Annotated in this window: 16 protein-coding genes; 10 read left to right on the plus strand and 6 right to left on the minus strand. The window is 39.5% G+C overall.

Annotation, left to right across the window (positions count from 1 at the left end):
- Positions 1-20 precede the first annotated feature (20 nt).
- The 3 genes from ACEXOE_RS00595 to ACEXOE_RS00605 are packed head-to-tail and all read left to right on the plus strand — an operon-like array spanning position 21 to position 2781.
- On the plus strand, positions 21-1484 hold the full coding sequence (locus ACEXOE_RS00595) for a phytoene desaturase family protein (RefSeq protein WP_394746776.1): 1464 nt from the start codon (positions 21-23) through the stop codon (positions 1482-1484).
- 2 nt (positions 1485-1486) lie between these two features.
- Positions 1487-2326: a phytoene/squalene synthase family protein gene (locus ACEXOE_RS00600; RefSeq protein WP_394746777.1), complete on the plus strand. Its 840-nt coding sequence runs from the start codon at positions 1487-1489 to the stop codon at positions 2324-2326.
- A 5-nt stretch (positions 2327-2331) separates the two neighbouring features.
- Positions 2332-2781 (plus strand): sterol desaturase family protein, encoded by a 450-nt coding sequence (locus tag ACEXOE_RS00605; protein WP_394746778.1) that lies wholly within the window; start codon positions 2332-2334, stop codon positions 2779-2781.
- Positions 2782-2790: 9 nt separating this feature from the next.
- On the opposite strand, the gene ACEXOE_RS00610 is transcribed toward ACEXOE_RS00605, so the two are convergent.
- From ACEXOE_RS00610 to ACEXOE_RS00635, 6 genes are all read right to left on the minus strand, one after another.
- The gene (locus ACEXOE_RS00610; RefSeq protein WP_394746779.1) at positions 2791-3366 is read right to left on the minus strand and encodes a TlpA family protein disulfide reductase; all 576 of its coding nucleotides are present in this window, start codon (positions 3364-3366) and stop codon (positions 2791-2793) included.
- Positions 3363-3926: a TlpA family protein disulfide reductase gene (locus tag ACEXOE_RS00615; RefSeq protein ID WP_394746780.1), complete on the minus strand. Its 564-nt coding sequence runs from the start codon at positions 3924-3926 to the stop codon at positions 3363-3365. The genes ACEXOE_RS00610 and ACEXOE_RS00615 overlap by 4 nt, the downstream gene beginning before the upstream one ends.
- A gap of 72 nt (positions 3927-3998) precedes the next feature.
- Positions 3999-6272 carry an aconitate hydratase gene (locus ACEXOE_RS00620; RefSeq protein WP_394746781.1) on the minus strand — a complete coding sequence of 758 codons (2274 nt, stop codon included), beginning with the start codon at positions 6270-6272 and terminating at the stop codon, positions 3999-4001.
- Positions 6273-6481: 209 nt separating this feature from the next.
- The gene (locus ACEXOE_RS00625) at positions 6482-7435 is read right to left on the minus strand and encodes an AAA family ATPase (RefSeq protein ID WP_394746782.1); all 954 of its coding nucleotides are present in this window, start codon (positions 7433-7435) and stop codon (positions 6482-6484) included.
- A 6-nt stretch (positions 7436-7441) separates the two neighbouring features.
- Positions 7442-8896 (minus strand): peptidylprolyl isomerase, encoded by a 1455-nt coding sequence (locus ACEXOE_RS00630; protein WP_394746783.1) that lies wholly within the window; start codon positions 8894-8896, stop codon positions 7442-7444.
- Positions 8847-9716 (minus strand): peptidyl-prolyl cis-trans isomerase, encoded by an 870-nt coding sequence (locus ACEXOE_RS00635; protein ID WP_394746784.1) that lies wholly within the window; start codon positions 9714-9716, stop codon positions 8847-8849. Before ACEXOE_RS00635 ends, ACEXOE_RS00630 begins: the two co-directional genes overlap by 50 nt.
- A 252-nt stretch (positions 9717-9968) precedes the next feature.
- Between ACEXOE_RS00635 and ACEXOE_RS00640 the strand changes: the two genes are divergently transcribed.
- The 7 genes from ACEXOE_RS00640 (at position 9969) to ACEXOE_RS00670 (ending at position 19581) form a co-directional block, all read left to right on the plus strand.
- Positions 9969-10208, plus strand: coding sequence for a hypothetical protein (locus ACEXOE_RS00640; RefSeq protein ID WP_394746785.1), 240 nt, complete (start codon positions 9969-9971; stop codon positions 10206-10208).
- Between the two features lie 53 nt (positions 10209-10261).
- On the plus strand, positions 10262-11404 hold the full coding sequence (locus tag ACEXOE_RS00645) for a serine hydrolase (RefSeq protein ID WP_394746786.1): 1143 nt from the start codon (positions 10262-10264) through the stop codon (positions 11402-11404).
- A 3-nt stretch (positions 11405-11407) separates the two neighbouring features.
- Positions 11408-11923 (plus strand): SRPBCC family protein, encoded by a 516-nt coding sequence (locus tag ACEXOE_RS00650; protein WP_394746787.1) that lies wholly within the window; start codon positions 11408-11410, stop codon positions 11921-11923.
- Between the two features lie 117 nt (positions 11924-12040).
- Complete coding sequence (locus ACEXOE_RS00655) at positions 12041-15109, plus strand: S41 family peptidase (RefSeq protein WP_394746788.1); 3069 nt, start codon at positions 12041-12043, stop codon at positions 15107-15109.
- 39 nt (positions 15110-15148) lie between these two features.
- Positions 15149-17512 carry a DUF2339 domain-containing protein gene (locus tag ACEXOE_RS00660; protein WP_394746789.1) on the plus strand — a complete coding sequence of 788 codons (2364 nt, stop codon included), beginning with the start codon at positions 15149-15151 and terminating at the stop codon, positions 17510-17512.
- Positions 17493-18725 (plus strand): DUF3999 family protein, encoded by a 1233-nt coding sequence (locus ACEXOE_RS00665; RefSeq protein WP_394746790.1) that lies wholly within the window; start codon positions 17493-17495, stop codon positions 18723-18725. Before ACEXOE_RS00660 ends, ACEXOE_RS00665 begins: the two co-directional genes overlap by 20 nt.
- 106 nt (positions 18726-18831) lie before the next feature.
- A complete protein-coding gene (locus ACEXOE_RS00670; protein ID WP_394746791.1) occupies positions 18832-19581 on the plus strand; it encodes a helix-turn-helix domain-containing protein in 750 nt (249 codons plus the stop codon).
- The last annotated feature ends 46 nt before the right edge of the window (positions 19582-19627 follow it).

Raw genomic sequence — 19627 nt, forward strand, 5'->3', positions numbered from 1 at the left:
CTTTTTTGCCCCATTAACAAATGAATAAAAAAATTGTTGTCATCGGTTCCGGATTTTCTTCCCTGTCTGCTTCATGTTATTTGGCAGCGCAGGGTCATGAGGTATCCATCCATGAAAAAAATGAGAGTGTTGGGGGTCGTGCACGACAATTAAATAAGGATGGTTTTACGTTCGACATAGGGCCTAGTTGGTATTGGATGCCGGATATTTTTGATAAGTTTTTCAACGATTTTGGCAAAAAAACCTCGGATTATTACACCCTGGATAAATTAGATCCTGCCTACAAAATTTTCTTTTCCGATGATGAAATTACCATTGGGGATTCCATGGAAAAGATTTGTGTCGAATTTGAGCGTATAGAAAAGGGAAGCGCCCAACAACTGCGAAAATTCATTGCAAAAGCCCAAAAAAATTATGACATCGCCATCAATAAAATTGTTCTGAGACCTGGTGTTTCTCCTTTGGAGTTGGTCACCAAGGAAACCGCGCTACGCGTTGATCAATTTTTTAAAACCATTAGTCAAGAAGTGCGAAGAAGATTCAAAAATCCCAAGCTCATCTCCACTTTGGAGTTTCCGGTACTCTTTTTAGGCGCTAAACCCAGTAAAACCCCATCTTTCTATAGTTTTATGAATTTTGCGGATTTTGGTTTGGGCACCTGGCATCCCAAAGGCGGAATGTATCATATCATTAAAGGTATGCGACAACTTGCGGAGGAATTGGGTGTTGCCATACATACGGATTCGGCCGTTACTAAAATTAAAGTAGAAAATGGAAAAACCATTGGTATTGTTGCCAATGAAAAAAATATTGCGGCCGACATTGTGGTCAGTGGTGCAGATTATCACCATTCTGAAACACTTTTAGAAAAACCCTACCGGCAATACCAGGAAGCATATTGGGAAAAGAAAACCTTTGCCCCTTCTTCCCTATTGTTTTATGTAGGCTTTGATAAAAAACTAAAGCATATTGAACACCACAATCTGTTTTTTGATACGGATTTTGAACAGCATGCCCAAGAAATTTATGATCATCCCAAATGGCCAGAAAACCCATTGTTCTATGTAAATTTCCCCTCGATTACTGACGCCTCTATGGCTCCAGAGGGCTGTGAAACAGGTTTCTTTTTGATTCCTATAGCCCCAGGACTCAAAGATACTCCTGAAATGCGTGATACCTATTTTGACCTTATCATAAATAGATTTGAAGCACGAACGCATCAGCAGATCAAGGATCATATTATGTTCAAGGAATCTTTTTGTGTGAACGACTTCATTGAGCAATACAACTCCTACAAAGGAAATGCGTACGGCATGGCCAATACCCTATCCCAAACTGCATTCCTACGCCCTAAACTAAAGAGTAAAAAAGTGGAAAACTTATTTTTTACAGGCCAGCTCACCGTACCCGGACCTGGAGTTCCACCTGCACTGATTTCTGGAAAATTGGTGTCTGATTTAATCCATAACAATATTAAGAATTAAAGATGAAAAGTATTTTTGACCATGTTTCTCGTGATTGTAGCAAGTTAGTAACAGAATCCTATAGTACTTCCTTTTCACTTGCCACAAAAATGCTGTCCAGCTCCATCAGGGCAGACATCTACAATATTTATGGCTTTGTTCGCTTTGCGGATGAAATTGTGGATTCTTTCCATGATTATGACAAGGCGCAATTGTTTGACAAATTTGAGGCAGATTTGGAAGATGCTTTGACTCAAAAAATTAGCCTAAACCCCATTCTCAATTCCTTTCAGCACACCTATCATGCTTATGGTATTCCCCATGAATTGGTCACCGCCTTTATGAAAAGTATGCGTATGGACCTTACCAAAAGTGAATATAAAACAGAACAAGAGTACAAAGAATACATTTACGGTTCTGCAGATGTTGTAGGTCTTATGTGTTTAAAAGTCTTTGTAGGGGGGGATGAAGAAACCTATAACCGCTTAAAAGAAAGTGCTATGGCTTTGGGATCCGCATTTCAAAAGGTTAATTTTTTAAGGGATTTAAAAGCGGATTTCGACGAATTGAACCGTACTTATTTTCCCAACACCGACTTAAGACAACTTGATGAAGCTTCTAAAAAAAGAATTGTAGAGGAAATTAAAGCCGATTTCGAAAAAGGCTATTCGGGTATTGTCGCTTTGCCCAGTGAAGCTAAATTTGGTGTTTATACTGCCTATAAATATTATTATAAACTATTACAAAAACTCCAAAATACACCACCATTGGAAATTAAGAATGCTAGAATTCGGGTACCGAATTACCAGAAGTTTGGTTTATTGGCCAAATCTTATGTAAATTACAAATTCCAGTTATTGTAGTTGTTATGAAAATATTTTTTTGGATCCTTATTTTTATGGGAACCTTCTGTTTTATGGAGTTTATGGCTTGGTTCAGTCATAAGTATATCATGCATGGTTTTTTATGGAGTTTACACAAAGACCATCATAGGAAAGATCACGACTCATGGTTTGAACGCAATGATGCCTTTTTCCTTTTTTACGCCGTAGTAAGTATGGCATTGATTTTTACCGCAGTGAATACTTCGTTTTGGTATGGGTGGCCTTTGGGTATTGGTATTATGGCCTATGGTGCCGCTTATTTTTTAGTGCACGACATTTTCATCCATCAACGCTTTAAACTATTTCGAAATGCCAATAATCGCTATGCAAAAGCTGTACGGAGAGCACATAAAATGCATCATAAGCATATTGGAAAAGAAGATGGCGAGTGCTTTGGTATGCTCATTGTACCTTTAAAATACTTTAAGAAATAGAAAAGAACCTTATTCCTTAAGCAGACGATCTAGTATTTTTTTGAACTCCTCAGAATTCCAATCGGCTACCATGGTTTCTTTCAGCACGATATTTCCAGATTTATCAATAAGGTAGGTTGTAGGTATGGTAGGGTGTTCCAGCCCAATGGGCGTATTACTTTTAGAAAACCATACGGGAAAAGAATATTCCTTTTTTTTCATAAAGGTATTTACACGATCTACTTCATCATTGGCTACAAACAGGAAGGAAACCTTGTCCCCATAGGCATTGTACAATTCCTGTAAATCTGGCATTTCTGCCACACAGGGAGGGCACCAGGTAGCCCAAAAGTTTATAAAAACAACCTTCCCTTCTTCGGCACTCAAATTCAAAGCTTGTCCATCCGTATTCAACAAGGACCATTGATAGCTTGCCAAACGCGTCTGTTCTTCACTATCTAGTTCGGCAGGTGTCGCAAAGGGGGTATAGGAAATTAACTTGCTCGTAAATACCCTAAGATGAAATCCAACCGGAGTAAAAAGGATAAGCGCTATTGCTACAAGGAACAGCACATTCCCCAACTTCTGTTTTGTCGTCTTTTTCATTCTGCAATCAATGAATCCAAAAGTTGATCAATTTTTTGGTTATCCCAATCTGCTATGCCTTCTTCTTTATGGACCACAATGTTTCCTTGCTTGTCAATAATGTAAGACGAAGGTACTTTATCGGAGTCTATAGGCATCTTCTCTCCAATGATCAGGTAAGTGACCGGGAAGGTAAATTCATGTTTTTCCATGAATTCTTCAACGGGGGGACGTTCTTCATTGGTAATGATATAAAAATCCATTTTCCCCTGATATTTATTGTATAAACTTTGAATACTCCCCAATTCAGCTTCACTGGGAAGTCTCCATGAAGCCCATAGGTTAATAAATATCACATTGCCTTTGGATTTCTCAAAGTTGAAAAAATTCCACTCCGCATCCTTTAATTTCCAATCATAGTCCGTGATGGATTTACGTTCCGCAACGGGAGTGATATCCGCACTAAAAGAGAAGATCTTATTTAGCCAAATTTTCCCATAATATCCTATATCCGTTACAAAAAAGGATAACACAAAGCCAATGAGCAATACATTAAGAATCGTCTTTTTTTTGACTTTCATAGGATAGGTACTTCAATTAAAAACTCCTGAAAAAAGCGATTCAGGAGTTCTTAGTATGTTTACGCGCTACGATTAAATGGCGTTTTCTTTCTTGATAACATTTAATGCCGACCCTTCGTTGAACCAATCAATCTGTGATTGATTATAGGTGTGGTTTGCACTAATTTCTTCTTTACTTCCGTCGGCATGTACGATTTCAATCGTCAAAGGTTTACCTGGTGCAAAGGCGTCGATATCAATAAAATTAAAAGTATCGTCTTCCTGAATACGATCATAATCGGCTTCATTGGCAAAGGTCAATCCCAACATCCCCTGTTTTTTCAGGTTTGTTTCGTGAATACGGGCAAAAGATTTCACCAAAACTGCAGCTACTCCCAAATGTCGAGGTTGCATGGCGGCATGTTCCCTGGAAGAACCTTCTCCATAGTTGTGATCTCCCACTACAATAGATCGTATTCCTTTGGCCTTATAGGATCGCTGCACATCTGGCACTCCACCATATTCTCCAGTCAACTGATTTTTTACAAAATTGGTTTTCTTATTAAACGCATTTACCGCTCCGATCAAGGTATTATTTGCAATATTATCCAAGTGTCCTCTATAACGCAACCAAGGTCCCGCCATTGAGATATGATCTGTTGTACATTTTCCAAACGCTTTGATCAGCAACTTTACTCCCTGTAAATCTGCCGCTTTCATAGGGACAAATGGCGTTAGCAATTGTAGGCGTTCAGAAGTGGGCGATACTACTACTTCAACATCGGATCCATCTTCTTTTGGCGCTAAATATCCGGCATCTTCCACAGCAAAACCTTTTGGAGGCAATTCCCATCCCGTTGGTTCATCGAACATAACTTCTTCCCCGTTTTCATTGATCAAGGCATCCGTAATAGGATTAAAATCCAATCGACCGGCAATAGCAATGGCTGCCGTAATTTCAGGAGAAGCTACAAAAGCATGCGTATTTGGGTTTCCATCTGCTCGTTTTGCAAAGTTTCGGTTAAAAGAATGCACAATACTATTTTTAGGTGCATTTTTAGGATCTTTATACCGTGCCCATTGCCCAATACATGGGCCACAAGCATTTGTAAAGATTCTAGCGTCCAGCTTTTCAAATACCTCAAGGATACCATCGCGTTCAGCGGTATAGCGTACTTGCTCAGACCCAGGATTGATTCCTAATTCTGCCTTCATTTTTATTCCTTTATCCAATGCTTGTTGTGCAATGGAAGAAGCTCTTGATAAATCTTCGTAGGAGGAGTTCGTACATGATCCGATCAGCCCCCATTCTACATCAATAGGCCATTCATTGGAAGTTGCTTTTTCCGTCATATCACTTCCAACAGATGTCGATAAATCTGGGGTAAATGGTCCATTTAACAAGGGCCCTAACTTGGATAGATCGATCTCTATCAATTGATCAAAATACTGCTCAGGATTTTCATACACTTCGGCATCTGCCGTTAAATGCGCTCTTACCTCATTAGCAGCATCTGCGATATCTGCACGTTCCGTGGCTCGCAGATAGCGTTCCATGGAATCGTCATATCCAAAAGTTGAAGTAGTTGCTCCAATTTCCGCCCCCATATTACAGATGGTTCCTTTTCCTGTACAGGATAAGGCTGTGGCACCAGGGCCAAAGTATTCTACAATAGCTCCTGTTCCTCCTTTAGCTGTTAAGATTTCAGCTACCTTTAAAATCACATCTTTCGGGGCTGTCCATCCCGATACTTTTCCGGTAAGTTTAACTCCGATAAGCTTAGGGAATTTTAATTCCCATGGCATTCCTGCCATCACATCCACGGCATCGGCTCCACCAACTCCTATGGCCACCATTCCCAGACCACCGGCGTTTACCGTATGGGAATCCGTTCCTATCATCATTCCTCCTGGAAAGGCATAATTTTCCAAAACCACCTGGTGAATAATTCCGGCACCTGGTTTCCAAAAACCAATTCCATATTTATTGGATACTGATTCCAAAAAGTTGAATACTTCTGCACTAGTGCTATTCGCGGTTCTTAAATCCTCTGCAGCACCGCTCTTTGCCTGAATCAAGTGATCGCAATGCACTGTAGTTGGCACGGCAACCTTAGCCTTTCCTGCCTGCATAAATTGCAATAAGGCCATTTGGGCCGTGGCATCCTGACAAGCGATACGATCTGGCGCAAAATCTACATAGTCCTTTCCTCTCACAAAGGCCTTATCGGCTTTTCCGTCCCATAAGTGGGCGTACAATATTTTTTCCGAGAGTGTTAAGGGCTTTCCTGTAATTTCACGAGCTTTTTCAATTCGCTCCGCCATTCGGGCATAATGCCCTTTAATCATATCTATATCAAATGCCATATATGGTAATTTTTAAAGTTGATGTTGTTCCAAAATTCCAATTTTCCCAAAAATAACACAATCCCCAACACTAATAAAATTTTTGGTGACGGATTGCATTTTTTTTGCGAAAAAAGAAATTAAAATATCCTTCGGTTAAGAAGTCGTTTTTTTCTCTCGAATTTTACTTCTGTCCTTAAAAAAATTTGGCAATAGTTAAGAAAGTAGCCTTATAATAACTTCTTGATGATCTCTTCTTCGGAAATCCCTTCGGCTTCGGCTTTGTAGTTTTTGATGATTCTATGTCGAAGAATACCAATGGCAACGGCCTTTACGTCTTCAATATCTGGTGAAAACTTACCCTGTACGGCAGCGTGGGCCTTTGCTCCTAAGATTAGATTTTGTGAGGCTCTAGGACCAGCTCCCCAATCAATATATTGCTTCACATATTCTGAAGCCGTTTCTAGATTAGGGCGTGTACTGTTCACCAATTTCACAGCGTAGGAAACTACATTGTCCGGCACCGGAATACGGCGGACCAATTGTTGAACTTCTATAATTTCGACCGCATTGAATAAGGCACTCACTTCTGGTTTAAGATCCGAAGTAGTTTCTTTCACCACCTTGATCTCTTCTTCTACCGATGGGTATTTTAATTCAATGGCGAACATGAAACGGTCCAACTGGGCTTCCGGCAAGGGATAGGTACCCTCTTGTTCAATGGGATTCTGGGTTGCCAACACAAAATAAGGCAATTCCAGTTGATATTGATTTCCTGCAATGGTCACAGAGCGTTCCTGCATGGCTTCTAAAAGTGCTGCCTGCGTTTTCGGGGGTGTTCTATTAATTTCATCGGCTAGAATGATATTGGAAAAAACGGGGCCTTTAATGAATTTGAAATTGCGGTTTTGATCCAAGATTTCACTCCCTAAAATATCACTGGGCATTAAATCCGGGGTAAACTGAATACGCTTAAAATTAAGTCCCAAAGTTTTGGCAATGGTATTGACCATTAAGGTCTTTGCCAATCCTGGCACACCAATCAATAGGGAATGCCCTCCTGTATAAATCGATAATAAAATCTGATCGACGACCTCGGTCTGTCCTATGATCACTTTAGCAATTTCCTTTTTTAAAGCCTGATGCTTCTCAACTAAATTGTTGATCGCAGTAACGTCTGACATGCGGTATTATTTTTTTAACCAGTTATTCTGAAAATCGCATCCTCTATTACCTTCATTTACACTGATATAGGTGTCTTTTATATGCTCGACCATCCATTTCCGAATTGTCTTTAGCTGTTTTTCCCTCAGTGCCAATTCTTGAATTTTAAGATAGTCATTGGAAAAATCCGCCACATGTTCATCATATCTATTGGTGATTTTCAGAATCTTATATTTTGTTCCTTCTCTTGGATCTTCTTCTAAAATAGGTTTTGAAATCTCGTCATCTTTGATTGTCCTCACCTGATTATACAAAGAGGGCTGCATTCGTGTCAGTTCAAAACGCGGGCCAAAATTAATAGGGTTTCTCAATTTCCCTTCGTCAAATTTGGTTTGTTTGTCATCGGAAAAATTTAAAGCAGCCTCGCCAAAAGTAAACTGCCCATCCAAGATTTTCTGACGGATACTATCCAATTCATTCTTGGCAGCATCCATAGCCTTTTTGGAAATTTCAGGTTTCAACAATATATGTCTTAAATCGAGTTCTTGTCCTCTGATCTTTTCTATATAGATAATATGATATCCATATATCGTTTCAAAAGGATCGGAAATCTCGCCTTCGCGTAAACTAAAAGCAACATCTTTAAACTCTTTGATAAAACCACTCTTTCTTGTAATTCCGGGATAAAAGCCTCCCCTGGACTTAGAACCATCATCTTCCGAATACAAAATGGCTTTTACATTAAAACTGGCCCCATTCTCTTCAATATCCGCTTTTATCTTATTAAGCTTATCTATAGTCTTTTGTTTCTCTTCTTCGGAGGCTTTAGGTTCTTTTATAATTTGGGCAATTTCAAGTTCTGCTCCGAAAACCGGGCGTTCTTTTTCTGGAATATTATTAAAAAACTGGCGTACCTCTTCTGGAGTGACCTCTATCTCGGCAACAATTTTTTGCTGCATGCGCTCTGCCAACAAACGTAATTTATTAATAGTATACAATTCATCCCTCAAGCTCTCTTCGGTATCTTTTTTGAAAAAGGTCAATAACTTTTCCATGGAGCCCAATTGTTGTACAAAAGTTTGTATCTGACGGTCACTATTGCTATTGATTTCACCATCTGAGACCAAGATACTATCCTGAACGGCCTGGTGGGCATACATACGGTCTTCCATTAATTTCCCCAAAAGGCTACAGCGATCCACCTCATCATCGGAAGCACCTTGATTTTTTAAATCGATCAAGGATTTAGTGATATCCGATTCCAAAATCACATAGTCTCCAATTACTGCTGCTACACCATCTAACTTTACTCTTCTGGTCTTTTTCAAAGAATCATTCTTCGTTGCATAGGCCTGATCCGAAGATCCATCAGCGGTCTGCTGGGCAGTACCTAAGGCCGTACAGAGCAAAAAAGAAAGAAAAAAGATTCCTTTATTCATCTTGTCCATATACTTCAAATTCATTTTCTTTAATCGCTTCATCTATTATTTCGGTTTCCAATCTACGAAGATAATCCAACTTTCTTCTATTCAACAATACTTGCTCAATACTGGGAGCAATGTACTGTAAGGGCGCAATATCATTTACTTCTAAAATATCTGATACTTTAGCCAAATATACCCCTATTGAATCCTCTAATTCAAAAAATTGTGATTTTTTTAAGTACTTGTCTTGATTTTCAAAGGTTAAGGGCGGAATCTCTTCCAGAACCCGAGACATTGGCACCCAAATAGAGTCGTTAAAGTGCAATTTCTTGAACTGCACGCCTACAGAATCTAGATATACCCTATCATTTTTAGTGAAGCTTTTTAATTTCTCTATGACCTCGGATTTGTTCAAAAAAGGTTTTGGTAACGCTATAAAACGCAACTTCACTAATTTTTCCTTCAATTTAAAGTTTTCCTTTTCTTGCTCATAGAACGCATTCAATTGCGAAGCGCTCACCACTGTATCCTGACCTTTTTCCACTAAAGCTTCTTTATACGCCCTCGTATATAAGTCAACACGATAATTGGACACCAACCGTTCAAATTCGGCCAATTTTTCCTCGGGTAAATTAATTTTGGATTTGGAAAGCAAGAGCTGCTTCGTTGCCCAAATATTAATGTAATTGGTTACAAAGGAGATGCTATCCTGTTTTGAAATACGCTTGCCCAACAAAGGAGCAATATCCTCTTTATACAGAAAGACATCGCCAACTCGTGCAATGGGCTCCTTCTCTTCCTTCTTTTTTAAAATACCATCGCAACCCCCAAGTACTATTAGCAATGGAATTGCAATAAAACAATATATCGATTTCAAATGGGCAGTTTTTAAAAAAACGTAAGGTACAAAGTTAACAAAACCATTCTCTTTGACAATGACAAGGGGTATTGATTAACATTTCTCATTCATACCAAAAGCTTAGAATTTACTACTTTAGTAGGGCAAATACGCAAATAAAGGATATGTTGTTATTCTTGGTGGGAGTGCTATTCTAGAGAAAACACTTCAAGCTTTTAACCGTAGTACGTGCCTTTTGAGTTTTGTAAAAACATCCGTTAAACTGAAAAAGTGAGCAGAAAAATAAAACTAATATGGGATTTTAGGGGTCCCGCCGCACAAAAGACAGCAGAACACCATGTGGTTCACCTTAAAGAATATATTGCTTTGGAGAAATTAGCGCTAAATATTAGTGGGCATACCTACTATAGCGATATGTACAGCATTGCCTATATGGTGGTAGAGGAATCTGAAATGATATCGGTACGCGATGCATTAAAACCCCATCGGGGCGAGGTATATACTCCCTGAATTGCCCCCTTGTAAAAGTTAGGTGATCCTAGCTAAAATTGATAACCAAACCCATGATAAAAAAACCAATTCTTTATCTAGCACTAATAGTAACACTGGGAAACTCTTGTGCAGAAGAACAGAAAATTGGTGCTCCCCTTGAATTCATATTAGCATCTGACGATCCTAAAATCAAACAGGTAATGGACAGTGTGTCTCCATACGAAGTACAGATTAGGTACACCCAAGTAGAACGTCAAAATGATACCCTCTCCTTTATTGATCACTGCTACAATGTAAAGGCCAAAAAATACTTTTATCCCGCAAGTACCGTAAAATTCCCTATTGCCGTCTTGACGCTGGAGCAATTGAATACGGATGAACGCTTACATCTTAATACCAGATTTTATGTAGAAGGAGATACGGTAGAGACTTCCTTTGCCGAAGCAATTTCCAACATATTTGCGGTAAGCGACAACAGCTCCTATAATAGATTATTTGAATTCTTAGGTCAAGATCATATCAACACACAGCTTGAGGCAAAAGGTGTGGCCCCCATCAGAATTTCCCATCGATTATCTGTAGCCGAAGCGGATGAAATTACCACAAAACCATTGATCATATACCTCAACGATAGTACCACTACCATGCTGGAACCCACCATCAACTCTTCCGCCAAAGCATTGCTTTTGGAAGGTATTCAGAAAGGAAAAGGATTCTACAAGGACCATGTTTTCGAGGAAGAGCCTTTTGACTTCAGCTTAAAAAACTATTATCCCATAGATAGTCAACATGAGGTTTTAAAGCGGGTTATTTTTCCAGAAGCCTACCCCAAAAATGCGCAGTTTAACCTGAGTTCCAAGCAGCGCGACTTTCTGTTGAAATCTATGCATACCTTACCCAAGGAATTGGGGTATGATACCAAAGAATACTACGATAGTTACGTAAAGTTCTTCATGTATGGCGATACCAAAGATCCTATTCCGGAACATATTAAAATTTATAATAAAGTAGGCTATGCCTACGGCACCCTAACGGACTGTGCGTATATACGGGATACAAAAAATAAAATTGAATTTTTACTGACGGCAACTATCCTAGTCAATAAGAATGGAATATTCAACGATGACACCTATGAGTACGACACCATAGGCATTCCATTCCTAGCGGCTCTGGGAAGAACAATTTACACCTATGAACTGAACGCTAAACTTTAAATCATGAAAAAACTGAGTTTTGACGCATTTACAAAAAAAATTCACATTAAAACGTCCATGGAAAAATTGTACTGGGCTTGGGGCACAGCGGAAGGCATAAGCAGTTGGTTTTTAAAAAAAGCCACCTATAGTACTCCTTCCGGCAGTTATCGTACTCCCTCAGAAAACATTCAAGCTGGAGATCAATACATTTGGGAATGGCACAATTGGGACGCCAATGAAGAGGGAAAGGTGCTCCAAGCCAATGAAAAAGATACTATTGAAATTTCTTTTGCCGACCAATGTAAAGTCCTCGTTACACTCAAAGATACCGGCAAAAGCATATTACTCTCTTTAACACAATACGAGATTCCCACAGATGATGAAAACAAATTGAACATTCATTACGGTTGCAGCAATGGATGGACTTTTTGGCTGACCAATCTAAAAGTATTCTTGGAACATGGTATCCTGCTCAATGAAACCGAAGAGGACCTTAGAGGAATCCCTTTGGCCGGATTTGAATATGTAAATATGTAACCCTAACACTCCCTTACCAACAACATTAAATAAAAGTATCCCATGAAAATTTTCACTTGCCTTTGTCTCCTAATGACATTTTGTTTTTCCGCTTCTTCGGCTCAAGAAGCTTATTTTATGAAAGACCCTACACTGACTCCCGATGGAAACCATGTTATATTCAGTTATAATGGCGACCTGTGGAAGGTAAGCTCAGAGGGAGGAGAGGCCCTACGGCTCACCGGAATGCAAGGTGAAGAAAGCTTGCCCCGTGTTTCTCCAAATGGGAAGTGGCTTGCCTTCAGTGCAGATCAATACGGCAATAGGGATATTTACATTATGCCCTTAAAAGGAGGTGAAATACAACAACTTACTTTTAACGATGCCTCAGATGATTTGGATAGTTGGGGCTGGGATTCCAAAACACTGTATTTCACATCCAATAGGGCCAATCGTTTTAGCGGATATTCCATTGCGATTACCGGGGAAACCCCCAAACGGCTTTTTGAGCATTATTTTGATAACACGCACAATATAGTTGTTCATCCCATTAGTCAGGCCATTTACTTTAATGAAAGCTGGGAAAGTAAAAACTTTGCCCATCGGAAACGTTACAAGGGTGATTACAATCCGGATATAAAATCCTATAACCCCAAAACCAAGGAATACAAGGAGTACACTTCTTACAACGGTAAAGATTTTTGGGTAACTATTGATAAAAACGGCAAACGCTATTTTGTTTCCGATGAACAGTTTGGGGAGTATAATTTGTACACTTTTGAAAATGATGCCAAAAAAAGCCTGACCAGTTTTAAAACTTCCATTGGAAGGCCACAGGTAAGTGCAAATGGAAAAAATGTGGTCTTTACCAAGGATTATCAATTGTTCCTATACAATGTTACTTCCAAAAAAACCGCTAAGGTTGCAATCTCCATTGCTGCAAACAACACCCTGAACAAGGCACAGGATTTTAAGATCAGTGGAAATATCAGCAATTTTGATATCTCTCCCGATCACAAAAAAATAGCTTTCGTATCTCGTGGCGAACTCTTTGTTTCCGACATCAAAGGAAAGTTCATAAAACAGCTCGCTACCCAAAAAGAGGAGCGCGTTTTGGAGGTAAAGTGGCTTAAGGACAATGAAACGCTCTTGTTCAATCAAACTTTCAAGGGATACGCAAATTTGTTTACCATTGCGGCTTCTGGGAAAGGCAAAGAGAAACAGTTGACCAAAGATGCCAGAAACAATGTAAATATTATCCTTGATCCCAACTTAACCCAAGGTGCATATATTAGTGGAAGGGACGAATTGCGTTTAATTGATCTAAAGAGTCTTAAAAGTAACGTTCTGGTAAAGGATGAATTTTGGTCACTTTATGCACCACAAGCACAATTCTCACCAGATGGAAAATACCTTACCTACAACGCCATCCGCAATTTTGAAGCCGATGTTTTTACCCTGCATATTCCTTCCAAAAAAGTTACGAATCTCACGAAAACCGGCGTAACAGAACGAAATCCCATTTGGTCTCCCGATGGCAAGTACATTTATTTTGGATCCAATCTCACTGCACCCAGTTATCCATATGGTTTAAATGAAGCCCATTTATATAAGATGGCATTGGACAATTACGAAGCCCCATTTTCAGCGGATAAATTTGATGCACTCTTTGAAAAAAAGGAAGGAAAAGAGGTTAAAAAGGGGCAAAAAGAGGAAAAAGAAGAAAAACCAGCCATTAACATTCGTATCAAAGAAAAGGGTCTCATGGATCGTCTGGAGCGCTTGGGACCTTCCTTTGGGCTGCAACGCAACGCTTATGCCACCAAGAAAGGAGAATCTACCTATATTTTTTACATCTCCAATCACAGTGAGGGCAATTCCCATTTGTGGAAAACCACCCTAACTCCTTTTGAAAAGGATAAAACCGAAAAAGTAAGTGACAATGTTCCTTTTTATCAAATAAGCGTGGCAAAAGACCACTATTACATTTTAAAAGGTGGAGATATTCATTCCTTGGATATTAAGAGTAATGCCATAAAGAAAATTGAACTATCCCATACCTTCCGTAAAAACTTGTCCGATGAGTTTCAGCAAATGTTTTATGAAGCCTGGGCCGGGTTTGAGGAAAACTATTACGATGGGGATTTTCATGGAGAGAATTGGCAGCAATTGCGAAAGCAATACGCCACTTACTTGCCACATATTAGGGAACGTGCGCATCTACGTACCCTCTTCAATGATATGCTGGGAGAGTTAAATACCTCCCATTTCGGATTCTACTCCAATGGTCAAGAAGAAAATAAATATTACGGCACCCGTACGCTGGCTACCGGCATTGTGTTTTCGGCCTCTGACCCTTATGTCGTAGCAGGTATTGTAGCCGATGGCCCTGCAGACGTAAGTGGGAAGAATATCAGGCCAGGGGATCGCCTGATTGCTGTTAATGATCAAAAAATAGATCCTAAAAGGAATCGTGAAATGTACTTCGTACAACCTTCTATGGATGCTGAAATGCGCTTGCAATTTTCTCGAAACAATGAAAAAATTGTCGTAGACCTGCACCCTATTCGCTCGGGCAATTTGCGCAATTTGTTGTATGATGAATGGGTAGACGACAACCAAGCCTATGTGGATCTAAAAAGCAATGAAGACATTGCTTATATCCACATGAAAAACATGGGCGGGGGAGAACTTGAAAATTTCAAGCGGGAGATGGTTTCCGAAGCTTATACAAAAAAAGGGTTGATCTTAGACCTACGTTACAATACTGGAGGAAATGTTCATGATGCCGTATTGCAATTTCTTTCGCAAAAACCGTATTTGAAATGGAAATACAGGGATGGCGCGCTCACTTCACAGCCCAATTTTGGACCGGCTGCCAAGCCCATTATCATTTTAATCAATGAACAAACCCTAAGTGATGCTGAAATGACTTCTGAAGGTTTCAAAGCCTTAGGCTTAGGCAAAGTTATAGGAACTGAAACCTACCGGTGGATCATTTTCACTTCGGGCAATGGTTTGGTCGATGGTTCTTTTTATCGCCTTCCCTCTTGGGGCTGCTATAGCTTGGATGGCAGGGATTTGGAGGTATCAGGTGTAAGCCCGGATATGTATGTCAAAGAAAACTTTAAAGATCGTATTTCAGGAAACCAACCCCAATTGGACAAGGCAATCGGTGAGATCTATAAAATGCTTGACACAGAATAAAGACATACCTTTTTTGCATAAATACCTAACCACCTTTAGATGAGCAATACCCAAGATAAAATAGAAGAACTCAGTAGAAAACTCGAACAATTGCTGTCCAAACAGGAATTCTTTGCCAAGGAATTAATGCAGCTCTATAAGGAAATTGATCACCTGAAGAAATTTGGACTTCCTGAAGAGGAAAAAACGGCTTCTCCTCCACCAATGGAAGAGGCCATTACAACTAAGGAAACTAGCGCTATTCCCACGCCTTCCAAAGAAGAAAATGTGGTGAAAGAAGAGATTCCTTTGGCTACACCCGAAGCTGTAGCCCAAAAAACTCCGTCGGCCCAGGCACCCAAGGTGAAATCTAGTTTGGAAAAGTTTATTGGTGAAAACCTCATCAACAAAATTGGAATTATCATTACTATCATTGGGGTTGCCATTGGAGCAAAGTATTCTATCGAAAATGAGCTGATCAGCCCGCTAACTAGGATTATCCTAGGCTATATCGCTGGAATAGTGCTTTTAGGTGTGGGCATCAAGCTTAAAACCAAGTATAAGAATTATAGTGCGGTACTGGTCAGTGGTGCCATGGCCATTATGTATTTCATTACGTTTTCGGGCTATAGTTTCTATGCTCTATTTCCACAGAGCATTGCCTTTGCATTGATGGTCATTTTTACGGTATTTACCGTGGTGGCCGCCTTGCACTATGACAAACAAGTAATTGCCATTATTGGATTGGTAGGCGCTTATGCTGTTCCATTTTTCCTAAGCGATGGTTCTGGTCAGGTAATCGTACTATTTAGCTATATGGCCATTATCAATATTGGAATCCTGATTATTTCCTTCAAGAAATATTGGAAACCCTTGTATTTTGTTGCTTTTGCTCTCACTTGGCTTATTTATTTCTCTTGGTACGCCCTGTCTTATCGACGCGAGGAGCACTTTTCCATAGCTTTGGTTTTCCTAGGCCTATTCTTTATATTGTTTTACCTCAACTTCATTGCTTATAAGCTAAAGAAAAAAGAACCGTTTGGCAGTTCGGATATCGTTCTACTCTTGTGCAATGCCTTCATCTTCTACGGCATTGGGTATGGTATTTTAAACGATCACGAAACTGGCGAACAACTTTTAGGGATATTTACTTTGGGTAATGCCATCATACATTTTGCATTCAGTGCGGTCATTTACAAACAAAAACTAGGTGATAAAAGCCTTTTTTATATGGTATCAGGCCTAGTATTGGTCTTTATCACCATTGCCATACCCGTGCAGTTGGATGGTAATTGGGTGACAATGCTCTGGGTTGGGGAAGCCGCCTTACTATTTTGGATAGGGCGGGACAAAGGCATCCCTGTCTATGAAAAATTGGCATATCCATTGATTGTTCTGGCATTTCTAAGTCTTTTACAGGACTGGGGCGGAGGCTACTTTAATGATTCAGATTACACTTTTACCCCTATCTTAAACCGCGGTTTTCTGACTGCAACCCTATTCCTTGCCGCATTTGGTATTATTCTGTGGCAACAGAGACGCACGGCAACTGTCCTGAAATCCCAAACCTGGAACAACTGGTTTACCTTGTTGACTCCTGCCATTTTCTTATTTGTGTTATACTCCTCTTTTTTTATTGAGATCGACCGATATTGGATACAACAGTATGACAATGCCATACTGGATCTAGGAAGCTCGGAAACGATATATTCACAGCAGAACACCAATCTTCTGGATATAAAAAGTATGTGGTTGATCATTTATACGGTCGTCTTTTTTGCCTTATTGTCTTTCATCAACATCAAAGTGTTTAAAAACGATCGTCTCGGCAGGTTCAATCTTTTACTCAATGGCCTCGGCATCCTGATTTTCCTCGTAGGCGGATTATACACTTTGAGCGAACTCCGTCAACATTATATCAATCGGGCTTCGTACGAATATTTTGAAATTGGAATATTTAATATTGTCATACGTTATATTTCCTTTCTGGCACTCGGCGCTTTATTCGTTGTTTCGCATTGGTATACCCAACAGGAATTTATGCGAAGGCGATTTCGTCTTCTCTTTGAGATGGTATTGCACATCACCATACTCTGGGTCTTAAGCAGTGAATTATTGCATTGGATGGATCTGGCCAATTCCGATCAATCCTATAAATTAGGACTTAGTATTTTATGGGGACTCTATGCCGTAATGCTTATTGTTTTGGGAATTTGGAACAAAAAGCAATACTTGCGTATCTCAGCGATGATTCTATTTGCCATTACCCTGATCAAATTGTTCGTTTATGATATTGCATCCTCCAGTACGCTATCAAAAACTATTGTTTTTGTGGCATTGGGCATTTTGCTTTTGATCATCTCATTTTTATATAACAAGTACAAAAATCTAATTTCAGAGGAACATGAAGACGATATTAAGTAGTATTTTAATCCTTTGGGGAGGAACCTTTTTATACGGGCAATTATCATCCTATAATCACAAACGGAAAATCAAAGGTATTTCGGATACTTGGCATAGCCTCACCTTACCTGATGCCCTCTATGAAAAAGTAAATACCGACTTATCAGATATTCGCATTTATGGGATTACTGCTGCCAAAGACACCCTTGAAGCTCCTTATCTCTTAAAACTAAACGCACCTAAAAGACAGCAAATTAAAGTCGATTTTAGGCGTCTTAATCAATCTCAGAATAAAAGAGGATATTATTTCACTTTTGAATTGACTTCGCTTGAGGTGGTAAATCAGATCATACTTAATTTCAATCAACAAAATTTTGATTGGAAGGTACAGCTTGAGGGTAGTCAAAATTTAAAGGAATGGTTTTCCATTATTGAGGATTACCGCATTCTTTCCATAAAAAATATCCATACCAACTACAACTATACCACCCTAAGCTTTCCAGATTCCAAATACCGTTATTACAAAATACTGGTCAAAGCGGATGAAAAACCACGTCTGAATCGGGCTTATCTTCAAAAGCAAGTAATGTTAGACAGCCTACATCCCTTAAAAGAGTATCCCATTAAAAAATTTGAACTCGCAAACGATAAAATAACAAAACAGACGCAAATAGCTATTGACCTGGATTTTGCAGTGCCCCTAAGCGAACTGAACCTGAATGTTTCCGATGATATTGACTATTACCGTACTTTACAGATCAATTATGCCTTGGATAGCGTGGAAACCGATAAAGGATGGAAGCCTATATACCAATCCTTATTTTATGGCACTCTATCTTCCTTACAAAAAGAGCCTTTGCGCTTTAAAACCACCATTGCCAAAAAACTACGGATTCTTATTGAAAATAATGACAATGCGCCTTTAACCATTGACCGTGCAACACTAATGGGCTATTCCCACACATTATCGGCGCGTTTTACAACACCGGCCACCTATTATCTTGCTTATGGCAATCCCCAAAAGAGAAGGCCCACGTATGACCTCAATGCCATTGCCTCCGCGGTTCCTAAACATATGTCCCCTGTGCGTGTTGATGAAGAACAAGATATTCCTCAAGAACAGGAAGACGGGAAAGAAGCTTTATTTACCAATCCCATATGGCTTTGGAGTATTATGGGTATTGTTATATTCCTATTGGGTGGATTGACGATAAAAATGTTGCGTAAAAGTTGAACATTATGTAGCATAAAGAGAGCGATAATACCCACAAGACTATAATTGACCAAAGACAAGCTCGGCGCGCCACATTTCCATTACTCCTTCGTCTTTAAGTAAAAAAATGACTAAGGACATTACATATTTTAAAGATGGTTCGGTAAAAATAAGTCGGCAAGACTATATGGAAAAACAGAGTGACATGCGCCTCCATGATCATGATTTTTTGACCGTGAGCCTATTGCTTACCGGTACGTTGATCGAACATACTTCTACAGGAACCCGAGTAGTGCGACCAGGCAACGCCTTGATTAAGCCTGCAGGCTTATTGCATAGTGATGTATTCACGGAAAATTGCTCTATTTTGTCTTTTAAAATTTACGATTGGGAGTACTACGATCACCATTGGGACAATTGGAATATTCTGCAGCCTTCCGGTTTGCTTCCCTATTTTTTGAAGGTGGTTCACCAGCCCGATAAAAAGGAGGCCCTAACGCATTTAAAAAAGAACATAACACCGCTATTATATCCTAAAAAAACCGCAATTGCCATCCCAAAACGCATTGAGGAGGCCAGAAAACTGGTTGATATCCATTTTCGGGAATCCTTTAAAATTTCAGATTTGGCCAAAGAAATAGGACTCAATCCAGTATATCTTGGCAAGGCATTTAAGGATTGCCATGGCATTGATATCAAGTCGTACCAACAACAACTGCGTCTACATTTTGCCATGTCCGGAATGTTTGCTCAAAATGGAAATCTCACAGAACTTGCCCATAGCACAGGATATGCAGACCAAAGTCATTTTTCCCGGGAATTCAAAAAATCTACCCAACTATCCCCTAAAAAATTTGCTGCCCTACTCCACCTTTAATTTGTTCAAGTTTTTGGCAAGAATAATAGTTTAGTTTGTATTTCAA

Source organism: Spongiimicrobium salis, from assembly GCF_043678055.1.
GTDB classification, from domain to species: domain Bacteria; phylum Bacteroidota; class Bacteroidia; order Flavobacteriales; family Flavobacteriaceae; genus Spongiimicrobium; species Spongiimicrobium salis.